The organism is Fundidesulfovibrio butyratiphilus (assembly GCF_054657235.1).
In genome coordinates this window covers 403,555-428,424 of sequence record NZ_BAAHXA010000001.1, presented here as the reverse complement: position 1 = coordinate 428,424, position 24,870 = coordinate 403,555, and the positions used below count along the sequence as shown (strand labels likewise).

The 24,870-nt window shown below is 64.2% G+C and carries 36 protein-coding genes and 1 other RNA gene; 2 read left to right on the top strand and 35 right to left on the bottom strand.

Annotated elements, in window-relative coordinates; all coding sequences use genetic code 11:
- Position 1: 1 nt before the first annotated feature.
- The 17 genes from ACYQ01_RS02145 to ACYQ01_RS02065 form a co-directional block, all read right to left on the bottom strand.
- Positions 2–613 (bottom strand): hypothetical protein, encoded by a 612-nt coding sequence (locus tag ACYQ01_RS02145; RefSeq protein WP_459932188.1) that lies wholly within the window; start codon positions 611–613, stop codon positions 2–4.
- 109 nt (positions 614–722) lie between these two features.
- Positions 723–884: a hypothetical protein gene (locus tag ACYQ01_RS02140; RefSeq protein ID WP_459932187.1), complete on the bottom strand. Its 162-nt coding sequence runs from the start codon at positions 882–884 to the stop codon at positions 723–725.
- Between the two features lie 72 nt (positions 885–956).
- Positions 957–1,274 carry a hypothetical protein gene (locus ACYQ01_RS02135; RefSeq protein WP_459932186.1) on the bottom strand — a complete coding sequence of 106 codons (318 nt, stop codon included), beginning with the start codon at positions 1,272–1,274 and terminating at the stop codon, positions 957–959.
- Positions 1,271–1,717 (bottom strand): regulatory protein GemA, encoded by a 447-nt coding sequence (locus ACYQ01_RS02130; protein ID WP_459932185.1) that lies wholly within the window; start codon positions 1,715–1,717, stop codon positions 1,271–1,273. Before ACYQ01_RS02130 ends, ACYQ01_RS02135 begins: the two co-directional genes overlap by 4 nt.
- A gap of 15 nt (positions 1,718–1,732) precedes the next feature.
- Positions 1,733–1,798, bottom strand: an RNA gene (locus ACYQ01_RS02125) — hammerhead ribozyme type II.
- Complete coding sequence (locus tag ACYQ01_RS02120; RefSeq protein ID WP_459932184.1) at positions 1,798–1,932, bottom strand: hypothetical protein; 135 nt, start codon at positions 1,930–1,932, stop codon at positions 1,798–1,800. The genes ACYQ01_RS02125 and ACYQ01_RS02120 overlap by 1 nt, the downstream gene beginning before the upstream one ends.
- Entirely contained in the window at positions 1,929–2,225 is a 297-nt protein-coding gene (locus tag ACYQ01_RS02115) for an HU family DNA-binding protein (protein WP_459932183.1), read from the bottom strand. The genes ACYQ01_RS02120 and ACYQ01_RS02115 overlap by 4 nt, the downstream gene beginning before the upstream one ends.
- A complete protein-coding gene (locus ACYQ01_RS02110) occupies positions 2,222–2,758 on the bottom strand; it encodes a host-nuclease inhibitor Gam family protein (RefSeq protein ID WP_459932182.1) in 537 nt (178 codons plus the stop codon). The genes ACYQ01_RS02115 and ACYQ01_RS02110 overlap by 4 nt, the downstream gene beginning before the upstream one ends.
- Positions 2,759–2,785: 27 nt before the next feature.
- The gene (locus tag ACYQ01_RS02105) at positions 2,786–3,016 is read right to left on the bottom strand and encodes a hypothetical protein (protein ID WP_459932181.1); all 231 of its coding nucleotides are present in this window, start codon (positions 3,014–3,016) and stop codon (positions 2,786–2,788) included.
- 114 nt (positions 3,017–3,130) lie between these two features.
- A complete protein-coding gene (locus tag ACYQ01_RS02100) occupies positions 3,131–3,481 on the bottom strand; it encodes a hypothetical protein (protein WP_459932180.1) in 351 nt (116 codons plus the stop codon).
- Entirely contained in the window at positions 3,468–3,824 is a 357-nt protein-coding gene (locus ACYQ01_RS02095; RefSeq protein WP_459932179.1) for a hypothetical protein, read from the bottom strand. The genes ACYQ01_RS02100 and ACYQ01_RS02095 overlap by 14 nt, the downstream gene beginning before the upstream one ends.
- Positions 3,821–4,339 carry a hypothetical protein gene (locus ACYQ01_RS02090; RefSeq protein ID WP_459932178.1) on the bottom strand — a complete coding sequence of 173 codons (519 nt, stop codon included), beginning with the start codon at positions 4,337–4,339 and terminating at the stop codon, positions 3,821–3,823. Before ACYQ01_RS02090 ends, ACYQ01_RS02095 begins: the two co-directional genes overlap by 4 nt.
- Before the next feature lie 20 nt (positions 4,340–4,359).
- A complete protein-coding gene (locus ACYQ01_RS02085; protein ID WP_459932177.1) occupies positions 4,360–5,052 on the bottom strand; it encodes an AAA family ATPase in 693 nt (230 codons plus the stop codon).
- A 2-nt stretch (positions 5,053–5,054) separates the two neighbouring features.
- Entirely contained in the window at positions 5,055–7,139 is a 2,085-nt protein-coding gene (locus ACYQ01_RS02080) for a Mu transposase C-terminal domain-containing protein (protein WP_459932176.1), read from the bottom strand.
- Positions 7,140–7,160: 21 nt separating this feature from the next.
- A complete protein-coding gene (locus tag ACYQ01_RS02075; RefSeq protein ID WP_459932175.1) occupies positions 7,161–7,406 on the bottom strand; it encodes a hypothetical protein in 246 nt (81 codons plus the stop codon).
- Between the two features lie 379 nt (positions 7,407–7,785).
- Positions 7,786–8,010: a helix-turn-helix domain-containing protein gene (locus ACYQ01_RS02070; protein WP_459932174.1), complete on the bottom strand. Its 225-nt coding sequence runs from the start codon at positions 8,008–8,010 to the stop codon at positions 7,786–7,788.
- Positions 8,011–8,427, bottom strand: coding sequence for a hypothetical protein (locus tag ACYQ01_RS02065; RefSeq protein ID WP_459932173.1), 417 nt, complete (start codon positions 8,425–8,427; stop codon positions 8,011–8,013).
- Positions 8,428–8,940: 513 nt separating this feature from the next.
- Here ACYQ01_RS02065 and ACYQ01_RS02060 point away from each other — a divergent pair.
- Positions 8,941–9,213: a hypothetical protein gene (locus tag ACYQ01_RS02060; RefSeq protein WP_459932172.1), complete on the top strand. Its 273-nt coding sequence runs from the start codon at positions 8,941–8,943 to the stop codon at positions 9,211–9,213.
- A gap of 311 nt (positions 9,214–9,524) precedes the next feature.
- Here ACYQ01_RS02060 and ACYQ01_RS02055 read toward each other — a convergent pair whose 3' ends face one another.
- The 10 genes from ACYQ01_RS02055 to ACYQ01_RS02010 all read right to left on the bottom strand — a co-directional run bounded on the left by ACYQ01_RS02055 (position 9,525) and on the right by ACYQ01_RS02010 (position 15,932).
- Positions 9,525–10,253, bottom strand: a complete 729-nt coding sequence (locus ACYQ01_RS02055; protein WP_459932171.1) for a DNA-methyltransferase — start codon at positions 10,251–10,253, stop codon at positions 9,525–9,527.
- A complete protein-coding gene (locus ACYQ01_RS02050) occupies positions 10,250–10,411 on the bottom strand; it encodes a Com family DNA-binding transcriptional regulator (protein WP_459932170.1) in 162 nt (53 codons plus the stop codon). Before ACYQ01_RS02050 ends, ACYQ01_RS02055 begins: the two co-directional genes overlap by 4 nt.
- A 139-nt stretch (positions 10,412–10,550) precedes the next feature.
- Positions 10,551–10,778 (bottom strand): hypothetical protein, encoded by a 228-nt coding sequence (locus ACYQ01_RS02045; RefSeq protein WP_459932169.1) that lies wholly within the window; start codon positions 10,776–10,778, stop codon positions 10,551–10,553.
- A gap of 14 nt (positions 10,779–10,792) precedes the next feature.
- Positions 10,793–11,479, bottom strand: a complete 687-nt coding sequence (locus ACYQ01_RS02040) for a LamG domain-containing protein (RefSeq protein WP_459932168.1) — start codon at positions 11,477–11,479, stop codon at positions 10,793–10,795.
- A 2-nt stretch (positions 11,480–11,481) separates the two neighbouring features.
- Positions 11,482–12,525: a collagen-like triple helix repeat-containing protein gene (locus ACYQ01_RS02035; protein WP_459932167.1), complete on the bottom strand. Its 1,044-nt coding sequence runs from the start codon at positions 12,523–12,525 to the stop codon at positions 11,482–11,484.
- 3 nt (positions 12,526–12,528) lie between these two features.
- A complete protein-coding gene (locus ACYQ01_RS02030) occupies positions 12,529–13,236 on the bottom strand; it encodes a hypothetical protein (RefSeq protein ID WP_459932166.1) in 708 nt (235 codons plus the stop codon).
- A 3-nt stretch (positions 13,237–13,239) separates the two neighbouring features.
- The gene (locus ACYQ01_RS02025) at positions 13,240–13,890 is read right to left on the bottom strand and encodes a phage tail protein (RefSeq protein ID WP_459932165.1); all 651 of its coding nucleotides are present in this window, start codon (positions 13,888–13,890) and stop codon (positions 13,240–13,242) included.
- 1 nt (position 13,891) lies between these two features.
- Positions 13,892–14,512: a putative phage tail protein gene (locus ACYQ01_RS02020; protein WP_459932164.1), complete on the bottom strand. Its 621-nt coding sequence runs from the start codon at positions 14,510–14,512 to the stop codon at positions 13,892–13,894.
- The gene (locus ACYQ01_RS02015) at positions 14,512–15,576 is read right to left on the bottom strand and encodes a baseplate J/gp47 family protein (protein WP_459932163.1); all 1,065 of its coding nucleotides are present in this window, start codon (positions 15,574–15,576) and stop codon (positions 14,512–14,514) included. The genes ACYQ01_RS02020 and ACYQ01_RS02015 overlap by 1 nt, the downstream gene beginning before the upstream one ends.
- Positions 15,576–15,932 (bottom strand): phage GP46 family protein, encoded by a 357-nt coding sequence (locus tag ACYQ01_RS02010; RefSeq protein ID WP_459932162.1) that lies wholly within the window; start codon positions 15,930–15,932, stop codon positions 15,576–15,578. The genes ACYQ01_RS02015 and ACYQ01_RS02010 overlap by 1 nt, the downstream gene beginning before the upstream one ends.
- 96 nt (positions 15,933–16,028) lie before the next feature.
- Between ACYQ01_RS02010 and ACYQ01_RS02005 the strand changes: the two genes are divergently transcribed.
- The gene (locus ACYQ01_RS02005) at positions 16,029–17,303 is read left to right on the top strand and encodes a hypothetical protein (protein WP_459932161.1); all 1,275 of its coding nucleotides are present in this window, start codon (positions 16,029–16,031) and stop codon (positions 17,301–17,303) included.
- On the opposite strand, the gene ACYQ01_RS02000 is transcribed toward ACYQ01_RS02005, so the two are convergent.
- The 8 genes from ACYQ01_RS02000 to ACYQ01_RS01965 are packed head-to-tail and all read right to left on the bottom strand — an operon-like array spanning position 17,304 to position 24,869.
- Complete coding sequence (locus tag ACYQ01_RS02000; RefSeq protein ID WP_459932160.1) at positions 17,304–17,939, bottom strand: phage baseplate assembly protein V; 636 nt, start codon at positions 17,937–17,939, stop codon at positions 17,304–17,306. It lies immediately after the preceding gene.
- On the bottom strand, positions 17,918–19,045 hold the full coding sequence (locus ACYQ01_RS01995; protein WP_459932159.1) for a phage baseplate assembly protein: 1,128 nt from the start codon (positions 19,043–19,045) through the stop codon (positions 17,918–17,920). Before ACYQ01_RS01995 ends, ACYQ01_RS02000 begins: the two co-directional genes overlap by 22 nt.
- The gene (locus ACYQ01_RS01990; RefSeq protein WP_459932158.1) at positions 19,029–20,381 is read right to left on the bottom strand and encodes a DNA circularization protein; all 1,353 of its coding nucleotides are present in this window, start codon (positions 20,379–20,381) and stop codon (positions 19,029–19,031) included. The genes ACYQ01_RS01995 and ACYQ01_RS01990 overlap by 17 nt, the downstream gene beginning before the upstream one ends.
- Before the next feature lies 1 nt (position 20,382).
- Positions 20,383–22,575: a phage tail tape measure protein gene (locus ACYQ01_RS01985; RefSeq protein ID WP_459932157.1), complete on the bottom strand. Its 2,193-nt coding sequence runs from the start codon at positions 22,573–22,575 to the stop codon at positions 20,383–20,385.
- 1 nt (position 22,576) lies between these two features.
- Positions 22,577–22,750: a hypothetical protein gene (locus ACYQ01_RS01980; RefSeq protein ID WP_459932156.1), complete on the bottom strand. Its 174-nt coding sequence runs from the start codon at positions 22,748–22,750 to the stop codon at positions 22,577–22,579.
- Positions 22,747–23,055 carry a hypothetical protein gene (locus ACYQ01_RS01975; protein WP_459932155.1) on the bottom strand — a complete coding sequence of 103 codons (309 nt, stop codon included), beginning with the start codon at positions 23,053–23,055 and terminating at the stop codon, positions 22,747–22,749. The genes ACYQ01_RS01980 and ACYQ01_RS01975 overlap by 4 nt, the downstream gene beginning before the upstream one ends.
- A 6-nt stretch (positions 23,056–23,061) precedes the next feature.
- Positions 23,062–23,436, bottom strand: coding sequence for a phage tail protein (locus ACYQ01_RS01970; protein WP_459932154.1), 375 nt, complete (start codon positions 23,434–23,436; stop codon positions 23,062–23,064).
- Between the two features lie 11 nt (positions 23,437–23,447).
- The gene (locus tag ACYQ01_RS01965) at positions 23,448–24,869 is read right to left on the bottom strand and encodes a phage tail sheath subtilisin-like domain-containing protein (RefSeq protein ID WP_459932153.1); all 1,422 of its coding nucleotides are present in this window, start codon (positions 24,867–24,869) and stop codon (positions 23,448–23,450) included.
- Position 24,870 lies beyond the last annotated feature (1 nt).

Here is a 24,870-nt window from a genome sequence, read left to right as displayed (position 1 = left end):
CTCATTCTTCCTGTATCTTTCTGACCTTCCGGAGGCGAGGCTTCACTGAACGCTTGATACGTTCTTCAATAATCGATTGTGCGCTGGGGGTTTCGGCCAAGTATCTCAGGATGTCAAGCGTTGCTATGGGACGCATTTTTGGCCCTGGTAGAACAAGCTTCAGAAAGCCAAGTTGTTCGGGATGCGACTCAAAACAACCATGCACTAAAACTGCAAACCGATCATTTGCGTCAGAATGCCCCATCATCCTAAACAGTGTTGGCCGATTAAGAATCGCCAGCGAATTTCGAAACAGGCTAACCCGTGGACTTTCTTCTGGGTGGTGCACTCTGCTTGCAGTTAGAAACAGGTTTCCAGCACAAACAAACGAATACCTTGCGGTCCGTCTTTTGTTTAATCTAAACTCAGACCGAAAACCTTGCTCTTTCGCAACCTCATACAGGGCTTCCATTCCTGCCCAATGTCGCTCATCACCTAATGCGTACTTGAGAACCTCAGGGCGTCGCCTTCCTCTTACTTCATTGAAAGTCAAAGGGTACATGGAACGTAGATTGTCAGCCAAAGTTGCAAATAATTCCAGCAGGTTATTGTCAGTAATGAGTTTTCTGACCATTCACACCTCGATGGTTATTCTTTTGAAGCCCTTTTGCATTACATACCCCGCTTTTGTCAATTTTATTTTGCCATCGTCCAGATCAGTATAAAATAAATATTTTAACATATTAAAATTTCAGACTTTCTAGCATATAGATGCCTCCTTCTCTCGCAAGGGCCATCCTGCCTTGGCCATCGGGGAACTGCGGGGCGGAAAACAGCTCCACCGCCACGCGGCTGCGGCCTTCTTCAATGATAATGCGACATTGCGGCTTGCGTTTGTCAGCCATTTGCGCCTCCTGGCGCGCAAGTCGCGCGCGGAAAAAGACAAGCACGGTTGCGCGGCTTCACGCGCAACACCCTCATGACGTCTCGCACCCCGGCAACACGTTCTGATCGGGCTTGATCGCGCTCGCGGCCGCCACGTCGTAGACGAACCGCTCGGCGAACCCCGTGGCCCGGACCAGGGCCGCGACGTTGTTGCCGTCGTAGTGCTCGCGGATGTAGCGGACGGCGGCCTGTTTCAGCGCCTGCTTGCGGATGCTGATCGTCGCGCCGGGAAAAAACTCCCACAACCGGATGGCGGTCTCCACGCCGCAATACTCCGCGACCTCGCGCAGATGCCCCTCCAGGTCGTCGGGCTGCACGGTCGCGTAGAACGCCTCGCGCGAGATCGTCATGTCCGCTCCGCGCCCATGGCTTCCAGGGCCTGGACCAGCTTTGCGACGTCGCGCTGTCCGCACCAGGCCAGCTTCGGCTTGCCCGTGATGCGCGTGACGAACGCGTCCAGGGCCTTGCGCCGGTCGGCTTCCGTCTTCTGGCGGGAGACCTGCCGCCACAAGACCTCGACCAGGCGGATCTGGGAGTCCGTGGCCGCGCCGGGCCGACGCCTGGGCGTCGACCGTCCGGGGCGCGACCGCCACACCCCGGCTTCCACGGCCTGGCGCTCCAACCGCTCGATGCAGTCGGCCAGGGCGCGCGGGGAAAGCTCGGTGGAAGACGTCGCGCCGTAGCGCTCCAGCACGTCTCGGTAGGTGACGTCGTCGAGCCCGAGCGCCCGCTTGAGCGCGTGGAGCTTCTTGATCTGGCCGGGCGACGGCGCGGATGCGGTTTGGGTCGGCATGGGGCACTCCTTTTCGTTCGGCTGCTCGTCAGGCCGGACGCGCCACCGTCCGGCGACCGCCCGTGTGGGGCGGTTTCGCATTACATCCCGGCTTCGTCTCTCAGAGCGTCCAAGGTCTTTTGCGCGCTTTCCTCTCCGCCGCTGTATTCAACAAACTCTCGCCAATTGTTTTCAATGAGCATCATCAGGGCGACGGCATCAATGTCGTGGTTCATCCTCTCAACGCCTCCTTGAGGGCCTTGCCCGCATTGAACGCCACCCGGTGGCCGGCGGGGATGTCGAGAGGCTTCCCGGTCTTGGGATTGCGGCCCTTGCGGGCCTTTGTCGCCTTGGCCACCAGCTTGCCCAGGCCCGGCAGGGGCGCTTCGCCCCCGCCCCGCAGCTCGGCGGCGATCACGTCGCCGGCCACGTCGAGAACATGGCTTATGATTTTCTTGTTGACGCTTGCGGTTTCGATGTACCCCTCCAGCGTTTCGTCAATGCGGTCGATCAGTTCCTGCTTGGTCACGCCGCAACCTCCTTGATCTCTTGCTTTTCCAGCTCGTAGTAGAAGGTGTCCTTGGTCACGATCCTGGCCCCCACCGCTTCAAGCCGTTCTTCGGGCCAGTCCTTGAGAACGTCCCGGTTAACGTCTTGCTTCACCCGGATGGCCGCCCGGAAAGGGTCGGCGTCCGCGTCCGTGACCAGGGACTTGATGCGTTCGAGCACGCCGCCCCAGGTGTTTTTCGACTTGGGCTTCACCTCGCTTGAACGCCGGAAACCGATCACCCCGAAGGTCAGGGCCTGGGACCGGAGTTTGCTGAAAAGGGTGTCCTTCTTGGTCTCGGCGTACGACGCCAAAGCCGCTTCGATGGCCGACGCCTCGGCCAGAGGCGCGGCCGTGACCTCGGCGACGTGCGCCTTGAGCTTGTCCACGGTCTCGTTGAGTCGCAGGGTTTCGGCGTCCACGATCCGGCGAATCTCGGCCAGCCGGGCAAGCGCCTTGTCGGCCGTGTCCAGATCGGCGACCACAAACGTCGGACTCGGCTTCGTTCTAGCCATTCGTCACCTCGTAGCCTTCGGGTATCGTCATCTCGTTCCATCCTCCCTTTGAAGGGGCCGCCAATGGCGGCTCGCCTTGCGGTTCGCGTTTTCGAGGGCGCGCGCGGCGATCACTTGGGCTTCCAGTTCGTCGGCCAGGTCCGCCGTGGCGTCCAGGCGCTCGCGGCACAGCCGCAAGACCGACCGGGTTTCCGGGTCGACGCGCTGGACAAGCGTCCCGAGCGCCTGGTTCACGGTCTGAATTTCGTTCGCCAGCATCGCAGAGCCTCCTCGATTTGATGTTTCAGGCGTTTGTGTTCGCGCTTGCGGGCCAAGAGCAGTCGGGGAGCGCTCCGCCGCTTGCTCGGCCGCGACAGCCGCCGGGTCTCGCGCTCAAGCGCCCCCAGCCAGCGCACCTTCGTTCCTCAATGCGAAGTCCATTTCGCGCGCCGCAAGCACCACCTGCTTGTGCGCCTCGTCGACCTGAGCGAGAGCGCCCTGGCTTTTCGCAGGTCCCCGCAGAGCGTCCGAGATGGAAAGATAGGCGCCCCACACGGCGAGCCGGGCGCGCTCCAACCCGGTCACTCGTCCGTCCGTCCAGAATTCCAGGCACCGGCCGCAATCCTCGCAGGCCAGGCGCAGCATTTTCTTGCGTTCGGAGTCGGTCACGCGTCCGAAGCGTTGGATGCTGTCCCGAACCGCGTCGAGCAGCAGGCGGAGTCGTTTGAGATCACGGATGTCCATGCTCGTCCTCCGTTCGAACGGCGTTCGAATGTTTGGAACAGTGCAGGCAGGTCTTGCGCAGCCTGACGGTCTGGGGATTGCCGCCCCGCACGCCCAGGCGCTTGGCCAGGTCGCGGTGAGCGGCGCAGGCCGTTCCGGGGATGGCTCCCAACACCGGGCAGGTCACCACGTCGGGGCGGGCGTAGGCGGCCAGCACCCGTTCTTCCAGGCGGTCCAGGTTACCCCGGTAGGTTCCCTTGAGGGCCTCGCAGACCACGCTCTTGGAGTGATAGCCGAGGTCCGCCGCCACGGCGGCCAGCCCCTTGGCGTCCACCGCTTCGCGCAGCAGGGTTCTCCAGCTCATGGGCGCACCTCCTTCGCGGGAGTTTCGGGCCGCTTGGGGCCGGTGTCCTTGACCAGCGCCCAGGCCTTCTCCCGGCCGATCTTGCCGGCGCACCGCACGTAGCCCGTGCGTTCCAGGGCCTTGACGGTCTCGAACACGGCCTTGAGGTCGCATCCGGTCAGGCGCGTGAGCTCCGAAAGGGTTGTGGCGCGGGGTCTGAGACCGCGCAGGGTGCTCCATACTTTGTCCCGGCAGGTCACCCGGCTCTTGACCTGATGGTCGCGGCGCAGACGAAGGTCGCGCTTCACGCGCCAGGTCGGGTTACGCAACCTCGGGCCGGGCTGCTGGGCGTCCACGCGCTCTTCGCTCACAAGTTCGAGGTCGCCGTCACGGCATAAACGATCGAATACCCGCAACACCGGCTTGCGCTCGAAGCCTTCGAGGCGCGCAAGCGCCTGGTCCAGGGAGAACTCCGCCGGGCGAAACGTTCCGTCCCGCACGGTCATGGCCACGAGCAGGACCTTGACGGGGCCCAAGGCCCCCTTGAGGCCCACGGTCACCCTTGGCGGGCCAGATGCTCGGCCCGCACTTCGGACACGTTGTGCTTGCGAGCCAGGGTCTCGCAGGCCTGCGCCCACCGATACAGGGCGTAGACCGGCATGGCTCCGGCCTTGCCCAAGATGGCCTGCACGGCGTCGTCGGACACGGCCACCTCGCAAATCTGGTCCATCACCATGCGCACGTCCTCGAACTGCAAGTTCTGGAACTGCACGCGCTGGGTGACGCGGCGCATGAGCGCCGGGTAGCGCTTGAGGCGCTGGTCGGCCCAAGGCATGCAGATGAGCACGATGGGAATGCCGACCGTGTCGCCGATGTCGCGGATGGTTTCGACCAGGGTGTTCTTGTCGGCCACGTAGTCCACCTCGTCGAGAATGAGCGCCCGGTCGCTGCCCATCAGCTCGGCCTGCACCTGGTCGAAGAGGTCCTGGGTGTTGCGCGCCGGCGTCTGGCCTATCTCCGAGGCGATGTCGGAAAGCAGCCACTTCGGCCCCATGGCCTTCTTGACCCGCACGATCAACGACGTGGGGGAGTGGTTGTTCTTCCACCACAGCGAGGTCTCGGTCTTGCCCTGGCCCACCTCGCCGGTGACGATCACGAACTTGTCGATGCCCGGCGGGCTTTGCAGGGCGTGGTTGACCGCCGTAACGTATCGCTTTACGTTGGCGGTCAGGGCGAATTCCTTGCGCAAGGCTACCTCCTTGTGTTTGCCTGGGCGGCGCGCTGGCACGCGTCGTCCAGATCGGTGTCGTCCAGCCAGTCCAGCGAGGTCGGGTCGATAAGCCCCTTCGGCTTCGCTGGACTGGTGTTTTCAATGGGGATCGTGGGGATGTTCGGGGCCGGGGCGCTTTCGGCTTCCAGCACGGCCAGGTCGGAAACCAGCCTGGTCTCGCCGGCCGGGATGGGCAGCACCTCGCGGATGCCGTCCAGTTGTCCCTGGCGGGCCGCCTCGGCCACGATCTTCTTGGTCCCTCGCTTGAGGGCTTCCTGGGCGCGCTTTTGCGCGCGAAATTCCGCATAGCCCGGGGCGTCCTTGCCCCCGATCAGCGCGAACATGGGATGCACGCCCTTGGTGCGGGCGGCCTCGCAGATGTAGGCGCCGTCCAGGTCGTAGACGTGCACGCTACGCAGGTCGTGGATGTCGTAGCGGATGAGCACCCGGGTGCGCAGGCCGTAGAGCGCTTCGTGCCAATAGTGGCCGCCGAAGCGGGGCACGCCGTTGTTGTCGAGCGTGGCCACTTCCTCGTGCATCATGAGAAAGCGCAGGCGGGCCTGGTCCACGCCGGGACCGCGCCCGAGCTCGAACACCTCGCCCGGACTTTGCTTGCCCAGGCCGGAGTGCGCCCTGCGCCGATAGTGAAGGTCCAACCAAGATTCGAACGCGTTCGCGGCTTGTTCGAGACTGATGGGGTCGCCCGGAGCCAGGCCCTGCATGAACTTCTCGTTGCGGCGCATCCTGGCGGGCTTGTCCAGGATGGAAGCCCCGGAAAAGCTCGGCAGAAAACGCTCGTAGTGGTCGGAAAAGGTCTTGAAGAAGGGTTCGATGACCTTCGAACGGGCGTTGTAGGGCTTGGCGAACACGGCCCAGATGCCCAGGCGTCCGTAGAGTCCGGCCATGCCCGACTGTTCGAGGTCCAGCTCCTTGGTGAAGACCCTGGCCTTGAAACCCTTGCCGTTGTCCAGATAGACCACCTTCGGAAACTTCCCCAGGCGCAGGATGGCCCGGTAGAGCGCCAGGTGGATGCCCTGGATGTCTTCCGAGAGCATGTAGGCGTAGCCCACGATGTCGCGGCTTTTCCAATCCAGAAAGGCGATGAGCGTGGGACGCACGCCCTTGCCGGTGAAGGGATTGATCACGGTGAAGTTGCAGACGTGGCCGTCGGCGATGAGCACGTCGCCCACGTCCAGCAGGGAAATGTCGCGTTCGAAATAGGGGGCGATCTTGTCGATCAGGGCCTTTTCGCCCTCGCGGGCCAGGGTCCAGACGTCGGCGTTCTGGGACTTGAACTGCTTCACCCAGGCGCGCAGGGTCGAGGGCGAGCTTGGCGACGGCACGCTCTTGTCGGCCAGGTACATCTTGGTCCACTCGATGGCCGTGCCGATCTTGACCTGGTTCTGGTTGAGCAAGAGCTTGAGCAACAGGTCGCTCTCGGCGGCCGTGACCTTGCAATGCCCCTTGCGGTGCAGGCCGTAGCGCTCGGCCAGAGTGGCGCAGTCGTAGCCCGAGCGGCGCAACTCCACGGCCCAGCGCTCCAGGCTCTTGACCGACTTCGGGCCGAGGGCGGCCAGGATGACCGGCCAGGACACACCGGAATTGTAGAAAGCCGCGAAGGCTTCGGTCGCTTCGGCCAGAGGACGCCCCTTGCGCTTGGCCTGCTCCTTGGCGTCGAGGTAGTGGCGGACCAGGTCGGCCTTGAGGGCCGCCTTGGACAGCGCCGCCGGGGGCAGCTCGGGAACCGCGATTCCGGCCCGGCTGGCCGGGGGCAATGCGGGCTCTGGCGACGCCGTGGCAAGGGGTGCGGGCGGGACGGGGCTGGAGGGAGCGGCGGGCGAGGCCGCCTTGCCGCCCTGAATGACGCCCAGGGCGGGGCGGGAAATGTTGCGCACGGCGATCTGGATTGGCGCGGGAAGGGAGGAGAGGGGGTAAAGGCGCTGTCTGCCGCCCCGCACGGCTTGATCGGTACAGTCCCAGTGCTCACGATCCGCCCTACGGCGAATCGTGCGCTCCGTGACGCCCAACGCTTCCGCGATTTCCTTTGCCGTGACCGTGTCGTTCATTGCCGTGCCCTGACCGTCTGGCTAATCGATTCGACGAAGTTCCATCACCAGGCGGACATGCTCCCCAGCCAGCAGGTCTTCCAGGGAGATGGACTTGTTGATATGCACGGTAAAGCGCGAAGCGGCTTCACCCATCACCCGCGCGGAGGACAAATCAAGTGGATCAAAAGAAACACGGATCAGTTCGGTTGTTGGACAGTTCATTTGTAAAAACCCCTTTTGATGTTGCTTAACCCCTACCAACAGAGGAGAATGGGAAATGTTCACAGGAGGCTGCCCTTTCAACCAGTTCGGACCATGCAAGAAGCAGGAATGCATATTTTATCTCAGTTTCAACAACTGTGACTTCTTCTGTGCGCTTGCAGCCACATTTTTCAACGCTGTGGCCGCAAAGACGTATTCGTTCGTAACAACCAACAGCATCGCTGGAGCCCCTCAATCTCACGAATCAAAGACTCGACTGCGGGAGGATTCTCTGTCTCTTCTTCATCTTCTGGAAGAGATGCAAGCCGATCCCGCAATTCCTGGAGCATATAAAGCTCAGATGCCAATGGCTTGCGATAAGATGAGGAGATTCGTCGACTCGTTGGGTTTGGATTTTCAGAAGACAAATGCTTCAAAGCGTCGAAAGACGTAACAAGCGACATCACGCAGCCTCCTTTCCCTTCATGTCCTTCGGCAGCGCCAGCAGCTTGTGGGGCACTCCCATGGCGAGCAGCGCCCTCAGCACCCGCCTGTTGTGCGCCTGACCGTGGATCGTGCGACTGGCCAGCGGGCGCGACACCCCGGCGGCGCCCGCCAAAGAGGTGATGGTCTCGCCTCTGCGCACCAGTTCCGCCCGAATTTCCCGACTGTTCCGCACGTTGACCATTTACAGCTCCTGTTCCAGCCGCCGCTTCTGGCGTTTGAGGTTCGCGATCTCACGCTCAATCTTGGCGGCCTTGAGAATCTTGAGATCGTCACCGCCCACAAGCTCGAATCCCTGGACGCCCGCCGCGACGCGGAGCGGTTCCGCGTCACCTGTGGCGGCCATGAAGACGTGCAGGGCGTTGTGACCCGGCACGTAGTCGCGCTCCGAGGCGTTGAGCCACTTTTCGAGCACGTCCAGGGAGAGCGTCCGGGCGTTCCGGTTCAGGCGGTATCCGCCCATGGCGGCGATCTCGTTCATCTTGTCCACGATCTGCTCGCGCGACAGCCCACACCGCTTGGCCGCCCGGTTCATGGCGGCCTTGATCAGCGGTTCCGTGTCAGGGACCTGGTTTTCAAACAGGGTGAGTTGTCGCTGCATCCGATCTTCCCGGTCCTTCGGACATTGACCCGGAGCCACCCCCCAGGTAGTTTCCAGCCGTAAGGACACAATCCGTAACTGTTTGCAACCGAAATAAACCTTTTTTGCAATCAAAGTCAATTGCAAAACGGTGTTAAAGTTTGCGAAAATGGTTATATAAAGATTGCCGTGTAATTTAAGGCGGTTAACCCTGGGCGAGGTGTGAAAATTCGTGTTAAAGTTCAGCAATCCAAACGTTAACATATGACTCTAGGCCAGCGCATACGCCAGCTTCGAGGCGACGAAAGCCAAGACGCTTTCGCTAACAGGCTGAATATAAACAAGAATACTCTTGGCTTTTACGAACGTGACGAGCGGACGCCGAACGCAACCTTTGTGGCTGACATTTGCAAGCGGGAACGAATCTCGACGGACTGGCTTCTCTACGGCGATGGCCCCATACGCCGGGGGGAGGCAACGCCTGACACGGCCCAAGACGCGCTTGACCCACAGCCCATTGAAGACGACTGGAAGATGACCGACATGGTCACCATGACCGTGGAGGTTTTGGAATCGGACACCATCTATCGCACGGCTTTAGCAAGCAATATCAGGGCGTTTCATCAAGCCGTCAGAAGCGAGCGCACGCTGGCGAAACTTGAGGAGCGGGTGGCGATCTTGGAGGCGAGAGAAGAACGGTGGGCTCAAATCGAAGGGCGTATGGCGGACCTGGAAAAGGAGAACGCTGAACTGAAGCGCAGATTAGAACGTCAGGATGAGAACACCGCGAAGGCGGTGGGTGACTGAGGGCAACCTTGTACGGCTATTATATTGATATTGGGATAAGCCGGCACTGTCAAAGTAAAAAATGAAGCTTTTGCCTGCTGGCGCGTATCGTAGAGACGTTATGCGCAGGCAGCCGGCAAAATTCTCATCTTAACCTGAAGAAAACCGGAAAATTCGGCAGAAATTCTCAAACTGCCTTTCAGGCCTGGCGCGCCCGGAAATGCCCAGTGCAAGCCACTTCACGGGCGCTGGCCCTCATACCCTCTCTTCTGTAAGGCGGCGCGCGATTCGGCACTGATTAGCGCGCGATTCGGCACGCCGCCTTCTCTTTTCTAACGCGCTTGCGCCGCTCGAATTCGTTCGGTCGCCAGGGCCGCGTATTCCGGTGATAATTCCACCCCTATGAAGCGCCTTCCAGTTTCCATGCAGGCCAGCGCCGTAGAGCCGCCTCCCAGGAAGGGGTCGAGCACCGTCGCGCCGGGCGGGGTCACGGCCAGAAGGTCTTTGACCAGGGGCACGGGCTTGCCGGTGAGGTGCACTTTTTGAGCGGCGTTCACCGCGTGTTTGTACACTCCGGGAAAGCATTGGCGGGTGTGCGGCGTGGCCTTGCCCTTCACGGCGTGGATAACGAACTCCGTGTCCCGTCGAAATGATCCCAGATGCGGCCGGGCGCTCGGCTTGTGCCAGACCACCACGCCCTTCCAGGCCCAGCCGGCCGCCTGTACGGCGTCGGTCATGGCCGGGAGCTGCCGCCAGTCCGTGAAGACCAGGCAGGGCGCGCCCGGCTTGGCCACGCGCCAGCACTCGCCAAGCCAGAGGGACGCCCATATGGTGAACGAGCGCTGGTCTTTGAGGTCGCCCAGCATGGGCGGGTAGGACCGCTTTGTCCCGGTGCTTTGGTACTTGGTGGCCGGATCGGCCTGACGCGCGGCCTGGTGGACGCCGCCGCTTGAATAGGGCGGATCGGTGAGCACAGCGTCCACCGATTCGCCGGGAAGCTCCCTCAGAATCGAGAGAGCGTCGCCGTTGTGAAGTATTCCGTTTTCAAAGACCTCGGTCATGGGAGAACTCCTTGGGGGGAGGCTCCGTGGCCTTCTGGATTGGGGCTCGTGGCCCTCAGGACGTTGAGGGTGTTGCAGCGTGGGCATTTGATCTCGATCTCCACCACGCTGCCCTTGGCCAGAAGACGCTTACAATGGCCGCAACGTATTTCCCTCATTGCCTTTTCTTTGCAGGTTGCGCCGGAAGCTGGTAGCGCTTGAACGCCCGCGCGGGCGGGAGCGCGGCTTCGGCCGTGGCGCGATGTGAACGCATCGCGTCGGTGGGGCGGTTGCCGCCGCCCTGCCGCTCCTCTTTTTTTAGAATCTGGCCACCTTGTCCGCGCCTTCGTCGCATTCGATGGACGCCCGGCAGTGTCCGGGGCCGAAGACGGCGTCCAGCAGGCGCTCCAGGGCCTGGCCCGTTGGGCTGCCGGCGGCGGCCGCCTTGCCGGCCCGGCTGGACACGGTTTCGTCCGGGTCGCCCCCGGTGAGCACGGAAAGAAACTGGTCCAGGCCGATGAGCACGTTCCAGAAATAGCCTCGCATGGTGTCCCCTTTGTTTAATATGGCCGTCTTGGCGGCGTGAAGTCGCGCGTCCAGCGGGCGAAGCCCTTGGAGATGCGCAGGTTGGCGATTTGGCCTGGAAAGTAGTACGGGGCCACGCTCCACAGGCCTATGTGGTAAGGAGCAGACGTTGAGACGCAAAAGGACTCTGCTCCGGTTAGCGTATTGGCATTGAGCGGGATTGCCACACCGTCTTTATATATACGCATCACACCGCCAAGCCGGACCCAAGCCAAATGCGTCCATATGCCTGACGAAAAGGAACATGTTCCTTGCGCATAATACTGTGCTCCGCCTCTCTCGTGTTGAGCCCTGAGGCCGTATCCTCCATAAATCAAGAAATCCATCCGGTTGTTGCCATCGAGATATTGCTGGAGCAGTGCGTAATTGTTCGTGAACGAGCCTGACGGGCAAATCCACGCGTCAACTGTGAAGTCCAGATTTCCGAAATCAAAGTCCGTGGTGTACGGTATCGTCAGGTAGGATATGTCTCCCCGGAAATACAAGGCCTTGGCAATACCGCTCGGCGCGTTCGTTCCGCCTGGGGTCACAACGCTTACGCTATTGTTTGTCACGGTGTGCTTGGCCAAGGAGGCATCCGCCAGGCTGTCGCCGCGGAGCAGCAACTTGACGTAGCGGTCGTTTCGCAGGGCGGGCGGGGTGGTCAGGCGGTGCTGATACATGGTCATTCCCAGACAAAGAGCAGTTCGACCACGGCGTCGGCGCTGTCGCCGTTTGCGCCGGTCTTGTCGGTCTTGATTTCCAGGGCGTCGCCGCGCGCGATGCGGGCCGTGGGCGGGTCGATTTCCGTGGTCGTGGCGAACCAGGCGGCCCCGGCGGCGATCTCCAGACCGTGGCCGTTTGCGGTCGTGACCGGCAGGTCCACCCCGCGAAAGATCGGGGCCAGGCTGCCTTTGGTCGCGCCCGTGTCCGCCGTGCGGGTCCAGGCGCGCATCTGGGCCAACCAGGCCGGGGCGCTTCGCCACAGGCGGGGCGCGCCGTGGATGTCCTCAATGAGCTGGGCGCTGGCCTGGGCGTCCCACTGGCCGGCCAAGTCCACGGCGAACACCGCCGGGGGCAACAGGCCGTAGGCCACGTCTTGCAGGCCGTTTTCCGCTGTGGGCAGGGCCGGGCCGCTCAGGGTGACGAGATCGGCCGTGGCCGTCTCGCACACGTGGTAGGTGTAGGCGTCGTCATGCTTGACGCGAACGCCCAGGCCCGGCTTGAGCACGCCGGTCTTGTCCGTCAGCAGGACCAGGCTCGACGGCGTGGGCGCGGTGGGCGCATAGTCCACCGCGCGGGCCAGGCTCTCCCACTTTTGCGCGCCCCCGCCCGTGCCGGGTTCGCCCTGCGGGCCGGGGTCGCCCTTGGGTCCCTGCGGTCCCTGGGGGCCTTGCACGCCGGGCGGGCCTTGCAGCACGGACACGGTGCCCGGCTGCAAAATAAGCGCGCAGTCCACGGCCGGCACGCTGGCGTGGCGGATGGTGGTTCCCTGGGGGCTGGTGATGACGAACTGCCAGACCCCGCCCTGGCTGCCCAATTCGGTGGGAAACAGCTCCAACACCACCTGGCCGGAGGGGCTGGTCACGCCCTGCGCCTGGCCGGGCACTTCCAGCCCCTGGTAATATTCCGTTGCCGTCAGGGTGGCCTTGACGGTCGCGCCTTCCAGGCCCTGGCCCTGGGCGTCCTTGACATGCACGGTCACTTTCACGGTGGGAATGGCGCTCATGGACTACGCCCCGGGCCAGACCAGGCCGGCCAGCACGTCGTCCACGGCCTGCGGGGTTTGGGCCTCGCGCACGGCCTTTTTGGCGGTCAGGCGCACGGTCTCCACGGCCGCGCCCACCCCGTACCAGGCCCTCGCCTGGGCCAGGATGGTTTCGGCCACGGCCTGGGCCGTGTCGCCGGTCAGCCCCACTTCGCCCACGATGAGGGGATACTTCGCGGGGTCGGGGGGTTCTTCCGCCAGGTACTGGCGGGCCTGGTCCTGCTTGGCCAGGTAGGTCATGGCCCGGCCCGGCGTCAGGGACATGTACGGCGCAAGCAGCGCGTCCGCCTGGCCGTCGATCACGGCTTCGGCCCGGGCGCGTATGGCGTCCATGTCCGCCCGCCAGGCTTGGCCGTCCCACGTATAGTGCATGCCCGGCCTGGGGATTTGCGTACAGCCTTCGGGCATGGGGCCAAGCGCGGCGATGACGATGCGCGTTCCGTCCGCCGTGGAATAGACCGCCTCGCCCCGGTGGTCTTCGACCACGCGCCAGGCCTGGCCGTCGAACACCGCAGCCTGGCCCGGCTCCACGGCCGGCGGGGCCAGCTCGGTGGCGCTTGCGATCATCAGCCAATTGGGGCTGCCGTCGGCGTTGTAGGGCCTGGCGGGCGACAGTTGCGCCGCCCTGGTCCCCGTGAATGCGCCAGACTTGTCGTAGGCGTAGAGCTGCATGGTTTACCTCCAGCGAAAAATGTACATGAGGGCGATGTTGGCCGGGCGCGTCTCCGCTCCGCCGGTCGGGTCCGTGTTCAGCTTGGGCGTGCCGTCGCGGTGCGAGTAGGCGGTGGTGCCGGCCGCCGCGCTGGTGGCGTAGCCGTCCTCTTGCTGGTGGCGGTGCGCCTGCACTTCGCAGGCCTGGGTGCTGGCCACGTGGTCGCCGCCGTCGCGCGTGGCGGCGTCCGGGTCGCGCCCCGCGCCGTGGTCCCAGCCGCGCACGAACGCGCCGCGCAGGTCCGGTCCGCGAAAGTATCCCGCCGGGGCCTGGCCCCACGCGTCGCCCCACACGTCGTACAGGGCCGGATAGTCCAGCTTGTTGAGCGCCGGGCCGTTTGCTTCCATCCAGTCGCCGGTGGCGGGCAGGGCCTCGCTGCCCCAGAGTCTGATTTCCCCGATCAGGCCCGATCCCGACAGCAAGACGATGGCCTGGCGCAGCTGCTCGAAATCGCCCTTGGCCGGGGTGATGCCGGCGGCCTCGATGGCGCGCACCAGATTTTCCTGCACGTCGTTCAGCCACATGGCGCTCACCACCGTGGCCATCTGGGGCACGGACGGGTCGCCTTCCGAAAAGAGGTTGTTCACGGCGCCGGGGCCGTCGATTCTGTGCATGTCATCCTCCGTAAACAAAGTGCACGGTGGTGTGGGCCGGGGCGGCCTGACGTATGGCGCATTCGAGCAGGGTGTTGGTCCAGTTGGCCAGGGGCTCGCCGGCGGCGGACACCCCGGCGCGAAACAGTGTGGTGGGCGTGTCGGACGCGCGCACCAGCCAGACGTATTGCCAGGGCGCGCCCGTGGCCAGGGACCCTCCGGCCCGCGAGCCCGCGCAAAACCGCGCTTCGGAGTTGGTGAGCCGGTCGCCGGCGGTCGAAAATCCGGCCTTGAAGCCGCTGAACTCCTCGATGGTCACGGCGTAGCCGAGCTGCGCCGCCAGCCACACGTAGTAGTCGCGCGTGATGGCCGCCCGTTCGATCAGCGCCACGGTGAGTAAAGCCAGGCGCTCCTGCACCAGCAGGCCGGACTGGCGGCAGTCGCCGGGCAGGCCGTAGGCGCTTTCGTAGTCTTCGAGCCATTCCAGGGCTTGCAGGGGCGAAAGCCCGCGCAAGGGGTCCAGGCTCACGGCCAGGGCCTGGTCCAGCACCGCGCCCTCGGCCGCCAGCTCGGCGCTGATTTCGCCGGTCAGGGCGTAGCTGGCCGGCAGCAACAGGGCCAGAAGATCCGCGTGCCCGGCCATTAGAGCGGTTCCGCCTGCACCAGGCCCAGGCGGGGCCATTCCAGTTTCTGGGCGTCCACGCGGGCCGAAAAGTTGGCCTGGGGCACGCGCACCACCCGGTCGATCACGCCGGGCAGGCCCGAGGCCACGGCCTCGATCTTCGAACGGTAGACCGTGCCGCCGGGGGCCAAATCGGCGAACACCGGCTCAAGCCCGGCCTGAAGCTGGGCCGTGAACTGGTCCAGGCTGGTGAGCTTGGGGTCAAGGCGCGCGGCCACGGTGACGTTCACCAGCAGGGGCGTGGGCGACAGCACCCAGGCGTCCGGGCAGGCGGCCGGGCGGTTGGCGTCCACAACGGCCTGGGCCGCCGCGACGGCTTCGGCCGAAGCCGGGCCTTCCGGCCCCAGCACGGCCACGTCCACGGTGCCCAGGCCCCGGCGGGCCGGTATGGTCCAGGCGCGCGAGACGCCCGGCACGGCCAGCGCCCAGCGCCGGTAGTCGGCCGCGTTTCCCCCGCCCGGCGGGTTGCGCATGTAGTCGAGCAGCCTGGCCAACAGTTCGGCGTCGGTTTCGGCCGCCACCCCGCCCGAAAGTGTGAGCAGGGCCTGGCCCTGCACCCCGGCCGGGGCCTGCACAAAAAGCACGGGCTCGCCGACGAAAGAGGGCATGGCCCCGGCCGTGGCCGCCGTCACGGCCACGGTGGCCTGGCCTTGCGGGTCGATCATGGCCTGGGCCGTGGTGAAAAAGGCGAGATCGGTCAGGGTGTGGCGCACGACCTCCCCGGCCGGAATGACCGCGCCCGGCGTGCCGGACACAACAAGCTGTCCGGTTGCCGCCACGGCGGGCTTGCGGGTGATGCCGCGCAGGGCCGCGTGGCGCTCAAGGTATTCGCTGTCCGCCGTGTCGGGCAGTATCTGGCGCGCGATCCACAGCTGGTGGTGATAGAGCCCGTCCACGGCCGAAGACGTGGCCGTGGCCCGAATGAAGTGGTCGCTGTCCGCGTCCACGGCCGCGTCGGGCAAGAGGTTGAGTATGTCGCGCAGGTACGCGGCCCGAATTTCTTCAAAGGTGGGGATGGTATACATCAGGACACCCGCACCGGATGCTTGAAGGTCTGCTCGCGTCCCGTGGCGTCCACCACGGTGACGAGCAGCAGCAACCGCCCGTCGTGGGGCTGCTCGGCGGAAACGGCCACGGACCGGGCGCGGCCGTCGAGAATGAGCGGCCGCAAGGCCTGCTCGGCATATTGACGGGCCAGCACGGAAATACGCGAAACGTCCTTCGAGCGAGCCAGCTCATGCAGGCGCGACCCTATGGACGGGTCCGCCCACCAGGAGTCCAAAGGCGTGGCCAGGCGAATGTAGACGGCGTTGCCCAGATGGTTTATCCGGGATGCTACGTATTCGCCGGTAGAGGGATTGAGGCCCTTGTCGATACCCATGCCGCCACTTTAGTGGCGGAGCGGGGAGTGGGATAGGTGAAGGGGTTCAGGAAAAAAATGGAATTACCTTAACAAGTCAGATGATGGTTTGTTGTTATGATTGACGTCCACCCAGCTATGCTTGTTTTATTTATTGTCTCCATTGTGTTGCTACCAATATTTGTTTATAATTTTATATTGTTCGCAATTGCAGTGCTCAGACGCACAACTTCTAGCTTGATGAGCAATTTGCTAACTACAACTTCACTATTTGGGCAAAACAAGGACCCAAAAGAGAAAGAAACTGTAAGCACAGCCCTAAACAATCTATGGTCGTCAACGGGAAGCCTGTCAGACATTAAGTCTTATTTTAGGGATAATGAGCATGATGTTGTAATAAAAAAAGTATTTCGAAGATTACTTTTAAGGCACAGCATACTGACAAAGGTTGAGCTACTTACCAAGCAACACCAGGTCTATAGCGCCCTCAGTGAAAAGTTTAAATACGGCATACTCAACAATAGCGCGTTTAGTGATGGAGACGAGCTAAGTGGCGATGGAACACATAATAACGATGGAAAGCAACAATCTATAAACCAGGGGGATGCTACAGAAATCAATGCCACCCCCAACACACATATTGACAAAGACTCGGACGAAAGAAAAAAGCAAACGTCCAGTGATCCATTTTTACTTCTCCCGTGGGATGTGCGGGCGTATAACCTAGCCGTCACGGACCTATTTGTTGAAAAGGCCCTTACATATTTAGCACAAGCAGAAAGATGGTATAAAAGGGCGGGGCAGTCTTGCTGCTTATTTGCAATTTTTGTCATGGTTATTGGGACGTTGTTTGCTATGTCTGCACTGGTACCAGAAAAATTTCGTGATGTAGCAGTATATATTGCACTTGAACACATTATAAGCGAGACTGACACCCCCGGCGGGGGTTCAAGTGTCAAAAAAGACGTTGTGGACTACATAAAAAATGTTCAAAATAGTGAGCTATATAGCAAAAAGGCGACAGAAAGCAGACTTTCTTTTGCCTATGCATTTGTTAAGTCATTCACAGGATACGGCATGATCGTTGGGCTTGTTGTCGCCCTATTCAAACTTGGTAAAACACTGCTTGAACAATATGAAATTATCGCAGAAAGACGACATGCGCTAAGACAGGGTAGACTATTTGTCCATCTCAATAACGGAAAGCTCTCTATAAGCGAACTTGTTAGTGCATTCAATTGGAACTCGTCGTATGAGAACGCCTTTTCGTCGTTTCACTACGATGCACAGGCCCCAATGGGTAAACTATCCAAAGATCTGGTCTCAAGTTTTACTGAGGTTAGCAAAACGTTAGCTAAAGGATTAAAAGATATAAAGATTGCAGGAAAATAATTATACAACAATCAAACTGGCAAACGCCTCCTCCGTCAGCCCACCCCCATCATTCTCCCTATGCACATGATGCCGCAAACTCACGTCCCCACTCACATGATCCCCATCCGCCCGGCTCACCCCGGTAAAGTGCACACTCCCCCGCCACCTGGCTTCGCTTTCCCCGTCGCCGTCCTCTTCCGCCCCCATGTCCCACTCCTTGGCGTACAGGCCCATCTTTTCGGCAGTCATGGAAATGCTCTTCTCCGCCGTCACGCGGAGCTCGTCGCACTCAATCTCGACCACCTTCCCTTCTTTCAACACGATCTTCGCGCCGCTCTGGTTATACACGGCCACTTCGCCGCTTTTCAGCCCATCCATCCTGTACGCCCCGGCTTCGGTGGCCACGATGACGCTGTGCGCGGTCTTGCCGCCAAGGGGCAGCACCACGCACTGCGTCCCCGCCGGGGGCGCGCTGGTGAACCCGAAGTGCTGGAACAGCTCCGCCGCCTGGAGCGTTTCGCCGTGCAGGCCGTCGGCCTGGGCCAGCTGCACGCCGGGCTTCGAGTCCAGGGCGGTGAGCACGGCCCGAAAGGCCCGGCGCACCTTGCCCATAGCGCGGGCGATGCGCGCGTCTATCCGGTTCGTGTCGCCCACAGGTCCACCACCTCGCCCGCGCCTTTGCCCTTCTTGCCCCCGCCCGCGCCGCCGGCATTCGCGCCGGCCGCCAGTTCGGGCAACCACACGCCGTCTTCTTTCAGGGTCAGTTCGGTGACGCGGCCCCGGTCCTTGCCGCCGACAAAGGCCCGCTTCATCAAAAAATACACGCTGTCCAGCCCCAGGGGCTCGCTCACCACGTGCACCCTTTGGCCGGGCTTCCAGGGCGCACCTGTCTGGCCGCCCGTGCGGTGGCCGCGCACCAGGGCCGTAAGGGTCCAGCCTTCCAACCGGCTGTCCGCGAGCTTCTTTTTCGCCCGGCGCGCCGCTTCGGCCGCGTCGTCGCATTGGCCTTCGGCCAGAATCAGCGGCCGATAGCCGGGCACGTCCGCGTCGGTTTCCCGGTGCATGATGTTGTGCCGGCCTTCGGCGGTTTCGTCGCCGTGGCTCTGGCCAAGCACGCTCACTTCGCTGTAGCGCCCGCTCACGTCTTCGCACAGGGCCAGGCTCAAGACGTTGTTTTGCTTGCCGTCAAAGCGCATGGCCAGCGTGGCCACAGGCGCGGCCGCGTAGTCCGGCCCGCCTACCACCAGCGTGCCGTCCGGCTCGCACCAGGCCCACACGCCGTTGGCTTCGCAGGCCTCTTGCAGGGCGTCCCAGGCGGTGACGCCGGGTTCGATTGCCACCTTCTTTTGCCGGCCCGCGCTGCGCACCTCCACCCGTTCCACACCCAAAGGCCTGGCCACCAGGTCCACCACCTCTTGCAGGGTCACTTCCCGCCGGTCGAAGAGGGGCGCGGAACAGTCCACCAGCACGGCCGCGTTGTCCCGGCCGGAAAGGGTGAGGGTTTGGGATTCCTTCGAAACCTCGCGCTCAAGCCGGTCGATGCGCCCGGTGAGGGCGACGTCCGCGCCCAAGAGCACCTCCACCTTGGCCCAGGGCTTGATATCGGCCGGAATCTTCGCGGCCGGTATGCCAAGGGACACGCGCCAGGCGTCCGCCGGGGTGAGCAGGTCGCTTTCAAGGGTGTAGGCGGTCCAGTCGCGGTGCTCGCGGCCGGCCACGCGCACGGTGATGCGGTCTTGGCCGCTATTTGGCGTAGCCATAGAGGGTCTGGCCGGGGGCCACGAAATTGGGGTTGCGCAAGCCGGGATTCAGGCGCTCAAGCTCGCCCGCGCGGGTGTAGTCGCCGTACAGGCGGTGGGCCAAAAGGTGCAGGTTGCAGGGCGTGGGCGCGGCCAGCTCCACCACGGGCGGATGCAGGCGAATCACCTGGCCGCCCAGCTCCTGCACGGCCAGGGCGGCGGCGCGCAGTTGCTGCGTTATGGGATAGGCCTCGTACGTGGGCAAAATGGCCCGGTGTTCGTCCAGGCTGTCTTGCAGGCGCTGGCGGCTCACGCCCACCACGGCTTCCACTTCGGCCGGGGTGAGGGTGGGGTTTTCCACCTGGACGGTCAGAGCGTCGCTGGCGGCCTGGGCCACGGCCACGGCGCTGGCCAGGTTGAGGCTAGCGGCGGCCATGGCCCGGCCCTGTCCGGCCGGGGTGGCCAGGTCCGGGGCGACCGCCCGGCTTGCCGGGGCTTGCGGGGCCAACACGAGCAAAGGCCGGGCTTCGGGCGCGCCGCTTAGGGGGCCGGAAACCGGCGCGCCCGCGTAGGCGGCCGGGGTCATGACGTAGGGCGCGGCCTGGCCGTCGCCCAGGCCGAAGCGGGGCAAGAGGTCGGAAAAGCTCGCAAGGCTGCTGAACTTGCCGAACACGTCGGGCATGGCGGCCACTGCGGCCACGCTGGTCACCAGACGCTTGGCCGCGCCCAAAAGCCCCTGCCCCTGGGAGACGAAATTCGGCACGGCGGGCGTTTCCACCCCGGCGTAATCGGCCGCCTGGGTAAACACCATACGGGCGGCCGAAACCACATCGCCCCGGGCCACTTGGGAAAGCGCGCCGGACAGCCTGGCGCTCCAGTTGCGCACGGCGGAAAGGCTCAGGGTCTGGGCCTGGTCCAGGGCGGTGGTCAGCTTGCCCTCCCCGTTTTGGGCCTTGGCAGCGGCCGAAATGCCCGTGCCGAAGAACGGCGCGTCGGGTTCGGCCTCCACGAAGTCGAGCACCACGGCGCAGTGGTCCCGGTTTTCGGCCTGGTGCTGCACATGGTAGGCCAAAAGGCTCGCGGTGATGGAGCCGAACACCGGGTGGATGAGTTCGCCGGGGCCGGACTTGGCCAGGGCCTCGAACAGCGTGCGCAGCTCGGCCTCGTAGTTCGTGCCGAAGAACACGCATTGCAGGCGTATTTGCCGGGCGCGCCGGCCCAGGTCTTCGACTTCCGCGCCGTCGCGGTAGGGGTATTCGTGGCGCACCTGGGCGCGTTCGGCGCTGTCGTCCGTGGCCATGACGTTGAGGGCCACGCCCTTGTACTTGGCGTCTTGCAGGGTGTCTTTCCAGGCCATTCTAATGCCTCTTGGCGTCCGCCGCGTTGTAGTCGTTCACCACCTTGGCCACCTCGCGCCCGTCCAGGTGCAGCACGGACTCCACCTTGATGACGCCCCGGTCTTCCACCACGATCTTTTTCGCCTGGTCCATGGTTTCTTGCGACGGGCCGAACATCCAGTGGCCCATCTGACGCCCCGCCATGCTCCCGGACCACCAGCCGAGCGCTCCGCCGGCCAGGCCGCCCAGCAGGGCGCCGGGCGCGGCCCCCACGCCGGCGAAGCCCGCGCCGATGGTTCCGCCCGCCATGGCGCCCATCTTCATGCCCGCGATGGCGGCGGCCAGACCGCCCGCGTTTTCGGCGTGACTGATGTTCTTTTGCGCGCGCGAAAGGGCCGGGTTGGCCTCCACGCTGTAGATGTCCAAGCCGGCTAGGCCAACGGCGGCCAGCGGTCCGGCAAAGCGTCCCAGAAGGCCGGGCGCGCCCTTGAGAAGTCCGCCGGCTCCGCGAAGCAGGCCGCCGCCCCCGCCGCCAAGAAGCATGCGCGCTCCGCCGGCGGCGAGCAGCACGGAAGACAGCGTTCCGGCGGCGGTGGTCACTTCGGCTACCGTGGTCGCCAGAACGGGAAATTTTTGCGCCAGGTCCGCCGCCGTGTCCGCCACGGCCTTGAGCGGGCCGGACGTGTCGGCCAACATGCCGGAACGGGCGATTTCCGCTTCGTTGGCCGCCCGCTCCACCGAATAGGCCGTGCTGGCCTTGTAGGTCGCGAAAGACCGGTCCCCCTCGCCCTGGGCGTTGGCCATTTTCCCCTGAATGTCCTTGATGTAGTCCTTTTGGGTGATGGCGGCCAAAAGGGCCAGAAGGGCCTGGCGGTCTTGCACCACCTTGCCGATGGCGCTGGCGCTGGCCAGGTCGGTCATGTCGTTCAATATCTGTTTCTTCTCGTCGCCCTGGGCGGTGTCCAGACGCTTGCGCAGGGCTGTGTAGCGCTTGTCCTTGCCCATGACCTGCTTGTCCACCAGGTCGCCGAAGGCTTCCAGGGGCAGCACGCCCTTGGAGCGGGCCTTTGTGAGCGTGCCGGTGAGGTCGACGCCGAGTTTGGCGAAGTCTTTTTGGGTGTCCTGGCTGTTGAGCTTTTGCAGCAGGTTGACCAGGTTGTTGCCGGCTTCGTCCTTGCCGCCCGCTGTGGTGGCGGCGGCCTGGGAGTAGGCCAGAATCTGCTCGAAGCCGGCCATGCCCTTCATGCCCGAGCCCATGGCCATCATCTTGGGCAGCCACTTGGCCATGTCCTTGAGTTCGAACCCGCCCGCCTGGCCGGCGGTCAGGGCCTTGTCCAGGGCCTGGCCGGCCTGGTCTTCGCTGAAAAACTTGTTCTGCACGCCCCGGATGACGATGTCCGCGATGTCGCCGGACTGCGTGCCCGAGGCCGAGGCGAACTTCTGTATGGTGGGCAAGAGCTTTTGCGCCGCATCGGCCTTGATGGCCCCGGAAGCCAGCATCTTGTCCAGGGCTTCGGCCGCTTCGTCGCGCGTGCCCCCGCCCTCGCGCACGGCCGCGTGGACCGCCTTGACCAGGCCTTTTCGACCGGCCAGGCGCTTGGCCGGGTCCTTTTCGTCGGCATAGGCCGTGTTGGCCATCAGGGTCATGCGCTTTTCAAAGGCGATGGGCTGCCTGAGCGCCGCGCCGGCCACCCCGGCCCCGGCCGCCAGGCCCGCCCCCACCTGGCCCACGCCGCGCATGACGCTTGCGGCCGTGCGGCCGGCCCCGCCGGCGCGGGTCATGGCCCCTTCCAGCCGGCCGGCGGCCTTGGCCGTGTCGTCCACGGCCCGGCGGGCGGCCCTGGCTTCCTTTGCCAATTGCGCCGCGTGCCGGGCCGCAGCGAGCACCCGCTCGCTGCGAAAGGCGTTCACGGCCTGTCCCACGGCTCGAACCGGCGCGGCCGCCTGGGCCGCGTTCTGGCCGATGCGCCCAACCGCCCTGGCGGCCTGGCCCGCGCCCTGAGTGGCGGACCGGCCCAGGGTGTCCATGGCCTTGGCGGCCGCGCCCGCGCCCTGGGTCGTGGTCCGCGTGGCCCGATCCAGGGCGTCAAGCGCCTTGGCCGACGCCCCGGCCCCCTTGGCGGCCTGGGCCAGACCGTCCAGGGCCTTCTTGGCCTGGCCGCCCATTTCGTCGCGCAGGCGCAAAATGACGGATATAACGGTGTCTTTGCCCATCTCACTGCCCCTTGCGCCTGGCCGGGACAAACCGCCGGCCGCTTCCGCCCATTGGGGCCTTGCCGGACAGAACGGCCACGTAGCTTTCGATTTGCGGCATGGTCATGGCGCGAATGTCTTGCAAACGAAATCCCTTGCCCACGAGCGCCGTTTCCAGGAAACGGTATCGCCTCAAGCGGCGCTCGCGGGCCTGAGCTTTCCCGCCAGGAGCTTCTCCGCCTGGTCCAGCACGTTAAACTCGCTGTAGTGCAGGCCGCCCAGCAGCACCGGGGTGATGGCCTCTGCGGGCAGGGTTCCCAGGCGCGTCAGGGTGCGCGCCCAGATGTAGCGCGACAGCCGGGCCGGGCTGGCGTTTTCCGGGGCCTGTTCGATGGCCCATTCCATGTCTTCGAGGGTGGGCATGCGCATTTCGAAGTCCGCATGCGTGACGCCGGCGGCGTCCGTGTGGCCGTAGATGAGCGTGCCGGTAACGGTGGGCATGGGGTGTTACTCCTTGGTGTGGTTGAGGGCCATGATTTTCAAATCAATGCGGGCTTCGTTTTCCACGCTGTACTTGCGGCCGGCCGACTCGCACACGCAGTCGGCGTAGCTTTCCCGCTGGCCGTCTTCGCCCGTAGGATAAACGGTGATCTTGGCCCCTTCCATGGCTTCCCAGTCCATGGCGTCGGTCTTGGGTATGGCCACGGTGGCCGAAAGCTCCCAGGTTTCCACGCCCCGGTGAAAGCCCAGGGCGCGGCCGGACTTGTTCATGGTCTTGACCGGCTTCTTGCCGGTCTGGTGGTCCACCGACAGGTCCACCACCTCGTATTCCTTGCCGTCCACTTCCAGGACGATGGAGCCCACGTATTCTTTCAGGGCCATGGATTAACTCCTTACAGTAACAGGTCGATGCGGCCGGCGAAGATGTGCAGGCCGTTGACCACATCGGCCGGAATCTTGGCGTCCAACCGGTTGGGGTCTTGCAGGTCGCGCTCCACGATGAGCGCGGGCAGGTTGGCCTTGACCTCCTCGACGATCTCCAGCTCCTCGCACTTCAAAAGCACGTCGATCAGCTCGCTGCGCACCTTCGGAGCGGTGCGCGAAGACAGCTTTTCGCGGGGAAAACGCAAAGCGATGCGCTCGCGGCAGGCCTTGCGCAGATAGTCCAGGGTGCGAATGGTGGTCAGGTCCAGAAGCGCGATGTCGGACGCGCCCTGGGCGTCCAGGGTGTAGGTGGTGATGGCGCGCACGATCTGCACCACTTCGCCCGGTCCCACTTCGAGCGGGGTGACGCCGTTGGCCAAAAGCGTCTCCTGCTCCATGCGCGACAGCCGCCTGGCCACGGGCGGCGGGCTTATGCCCGTGAGCGCCAGGGTGTTCAGCGGCCGGGCCGGGTCTTCTTCGCTGGCGATGACTGCGGCGTAGGCGGCGGCCACTTCCAGGGGCAGGCTCTGGCTGCCGGGCAGAAGCGCGCCGGTGATGCGGCCCGAGTTGACCAGGCCGGCCAGGGTGGTCGCCGCCGCCAGCGTGCCCGTGGCGGCGTACACGCCCACGGCCCCGCGCTGTTCCAGGGCGTGGCTCACCGCGTCCAGGTGCTGGCGCAGGGCCGTGAGGCTTGCCTGGTCCGCGTAGGGCGTGACGATGATGTCGTGGCCGTCCGCGAACACGGCGGCCAGGGCCGGGGCGATGTCCGGGTCGATCAAGCCTCCGGCCATGGGCGTGACCACGACGGTCACGCCGGCAACGGCCACGCTGGCCGAAACCCCGATGGCGTTGCCGGCCGCGCCCGCGTTGCGCGCGGTGAGGGTGAGCGTTCCGGCGGCGGCCGTGGCGGTCACCGGCAGCGAAGCGTGGGTGTTGATCTTGTCGGCCAGGCTCTGGGCCATGGCCGTGGCCGTGTCGCCCAGGGCCGTGGCCACTTGCACGGTCTGGGTGCCTATGGCGAGCCCCACCACCCCGATTCCGGCGGCCGGGCCGGTGAAGGCGGCCGTGGCCGTGGCGGCCGCGCTGGCGTCGTCCGCCGCCAGGCCGATGACGGTCAAGCGCAGATAGGCGTTGGCCGTTATGGCCGCGCGGGCCATGAGGTGGGCCTGGCTGCCCGGCCCGAACAGGCTTGCGGCCTCTTCGTCGGAAAAGACCGCCACCGGGGTGAGCGGCGGCTGGGCCGCGTCCGGGTTGGCCTGGGCCACGATAAGCACGCGCTGGGCGTTGGCGGGCAGGGTGCGCACCGCCAGCTTGGTGTTGAACTCGAAGTATTTGCCGGGCTTGCGTATGGAAGCCGGCAAGGTGTCAAAGGCGATGTGTTCGCTGGCCATG

Coding starts and splice junctions, on each gene's coding strand:
- ACYQ01_RS02120 (WP_459932184.1), bottom strand. CDS start 1,932: ATGAACCACGACATTGATGCCGTCGCCCTGATGATGCTCATTGAAAAC.
- ACYQ01_RS01965 (WP_459932153.1), bottom strand. CDS start 24,869: ATGGCCAGCGAACACATCGCCTTTGACACCTTGCCGGCTTCCATACGC.
- ACYQ01_RS02055 (WP_459932171.1), bottom strand. CDS start 10,253: ATGACCGAGGTCTTTGAAAACGGAATACTTCACAACGGCGACGCTCTC.
- ACYQ01_RS02145 (WP_459932188.1), bottom strand. CDS start 613: ATGGTCAGAAAACTCATTACTGACAATAACCTGCTGGAATTATTTGCA.
- ACYQ01_RS02065 (WP_459932173.1), bottom strand. CDS start 8,427: ATGCAGCGACAACTCACCCTGTTTGAAAACCAGGTCCCTGACACGGAA.
- ACYQ01_RS02005 (WP_459932161.1), top strand. CDS start 16,029: ATGATTGACGTCCACCCAGCTATGCTTGTTTTATTTATTGTCTCCATT.
- ACYQ01_RS02080 (WP_459932176.1), bottom strand. CDS start 7,139: ATGAACGACACGGTCACGGCAAAGGAAATCGCGGAAGCGTTGGGCGTC.
- ACYQ01_RS02105 (WP_459932181.1), bottom strand. CDS start 3,016: ATGCTGGCGAACGAAATTCAGACCGTGAACCAGGCGCTCGGGACGCTT.
- ACYQ01_RS02030 (WP_459932166.1), bottom strand. CDS start 13,236: ATGCAGCTCTACGCCTACGACAAGTCTGGCGCATTCACGGGGACCAGG.
- ACYQ01_RS02140 (WP_459932187.1), bottom strand. CDS start 884: ATGGCTGACAAACGCAAGCCGCAATGTCGCATTATCATTGAAGAAGGC.
- ACYQ01_RS01970 (WP_459932154.1), bottom strand. CDS start 23,436: ATGGCCCTGAAAGAATACGTGGGCTCCATCGTCCTGGAAGTGGACGGC.
- ACYQ01_RS01990 (WP_459932158.1), bottom strand. CDS start 20,381: ATGGCCTGGAAAGACACCCTGCAAGACGCCAAGTACAAGGGCGTGGCC.
- ACYQ01_RS02110 (WP_459932182.1), bottom strand. CDS start 2,758: ATGGCTAGAACGAAGCCGAGTCCGACGTTTGTGGTCGCCGATCTGGAC.
- ACYQ01_RS02015 (WP_459932163.1), bottom strand. CDS start 15,576: ATGTATACCATCCCCACCTTTGAAGAAATTCGGGCCGCGTACCTGCGC.
- ACYQ01_RS02025 (WP_459932165.1), bottom strand. CDS start 13,890: ATGCACAGAATCGACGGCCCCGGCGCCGTGAACAACCTCTTTTCGGAA.
- ACYQ01_RS02130 (WP_459932185.1), bottom strand. CDS start 1,717: ATGCCGACCCAAACCGCATCCGCGCCGTCGCCCGGCCAGATCAAGAAG.
- ACYQ01_RS01975 (WP_459932155.1), bottom strand. CDS start 23,055: ATGCCCACCGTTACCGGCACGCTCATCTACGGCCACACGGACGCCGCC.
- ACYQ01_RS01985 (WP_459932157.1), bottom strand. CDS start 22,575: ATGGGCAAAGACACCGTTATATCCGTCATTTTGCGCCTGCGCGACGAA.
- ACYQ01_RS02035 (WP_459932167.1), bottom strand. CDS start 12,525: ATGAGCGCCATTCCCACCGTGAAAGTGACCGTGCATGTCAAGGACGCC.
- ACYQ01_RS02060 (WP_459932172.1), top strand. CDS start 8,941: ATGACCGACATGGTCACCATGACCGTGGAGGTTTTGGAATCGGACACC.
- ACYQ01_RS02020 (WP_459932164.1), bottom strand. CDS start 14,512: ATGGCCGGGCACGCGGATCTTCTGGCCCTGTTGCTGCCGGCCAGCTAC.
- ACYQ01_RS02135 (WP_459932186.1), bottom strand. CDS start 1,274: ATGACGATCTCGCGCGAGGCGTTCTACGCGACCGTGCAGCCCGACGAC.
- ACYQ01_RS02045 (WP_459932169.1), bottom strand. CDS start 10,778: ATGCGAGGCTATTTCTGGAACGTGCTCATCGGCCTGGACCAGTTTCTT.
- ACYQ01_RS02040 (WP_459932168.1), bottom strand. CDS start 11,479: ATGTATCAGCACCGCCTGACCACCCCGCCCGCCCTGCGAAACGACCGC.
- ACYQ01_RS02050 (WP_459932170.1), bottom strand. CDS start 10,411: ATGAGGGAAATACGTTGCGGCCATTGTAAGCGTCTTCTGGCCAAGGGC.
- ACYQ01_RS02070 (WP_459932174.1), bottom strand. CDS start 8,010: ATGGTCAACGTGCGGAACAGTCGGGAAATTCGGGCGGAACTGGTGCGC.
- ACYQ01_RS02010 (WP_459932162.1), bottom strand. CDS start 15,932: ATGGGTATCGACAAGGGCCTCAATCCCTCTACCGGCGAATACGTAGCA.
- ACYQ01_RS01995 (WP_459932159.1), bottom strand. CDS start 19,045: ATGGCTACGCCAAATAGCGGCCAAGACCGCATCACCGTGCGCGTGGCC.
- ACYQ01_RS02095 (WP_459932179.1), bottom strand. CDS start 3,824: ATGAGCTGGAGAACCCTGCTGCGCGAAGCGGTGGACGCCAAGGGGCTG.
- ACYQ01_RS02100 (WP_459932180.1), bottom strand. CDS start 3,481: ATGGACATCCGTGATCTCAAACGACTCCGCCTGCTGCTCGACGCGGTT.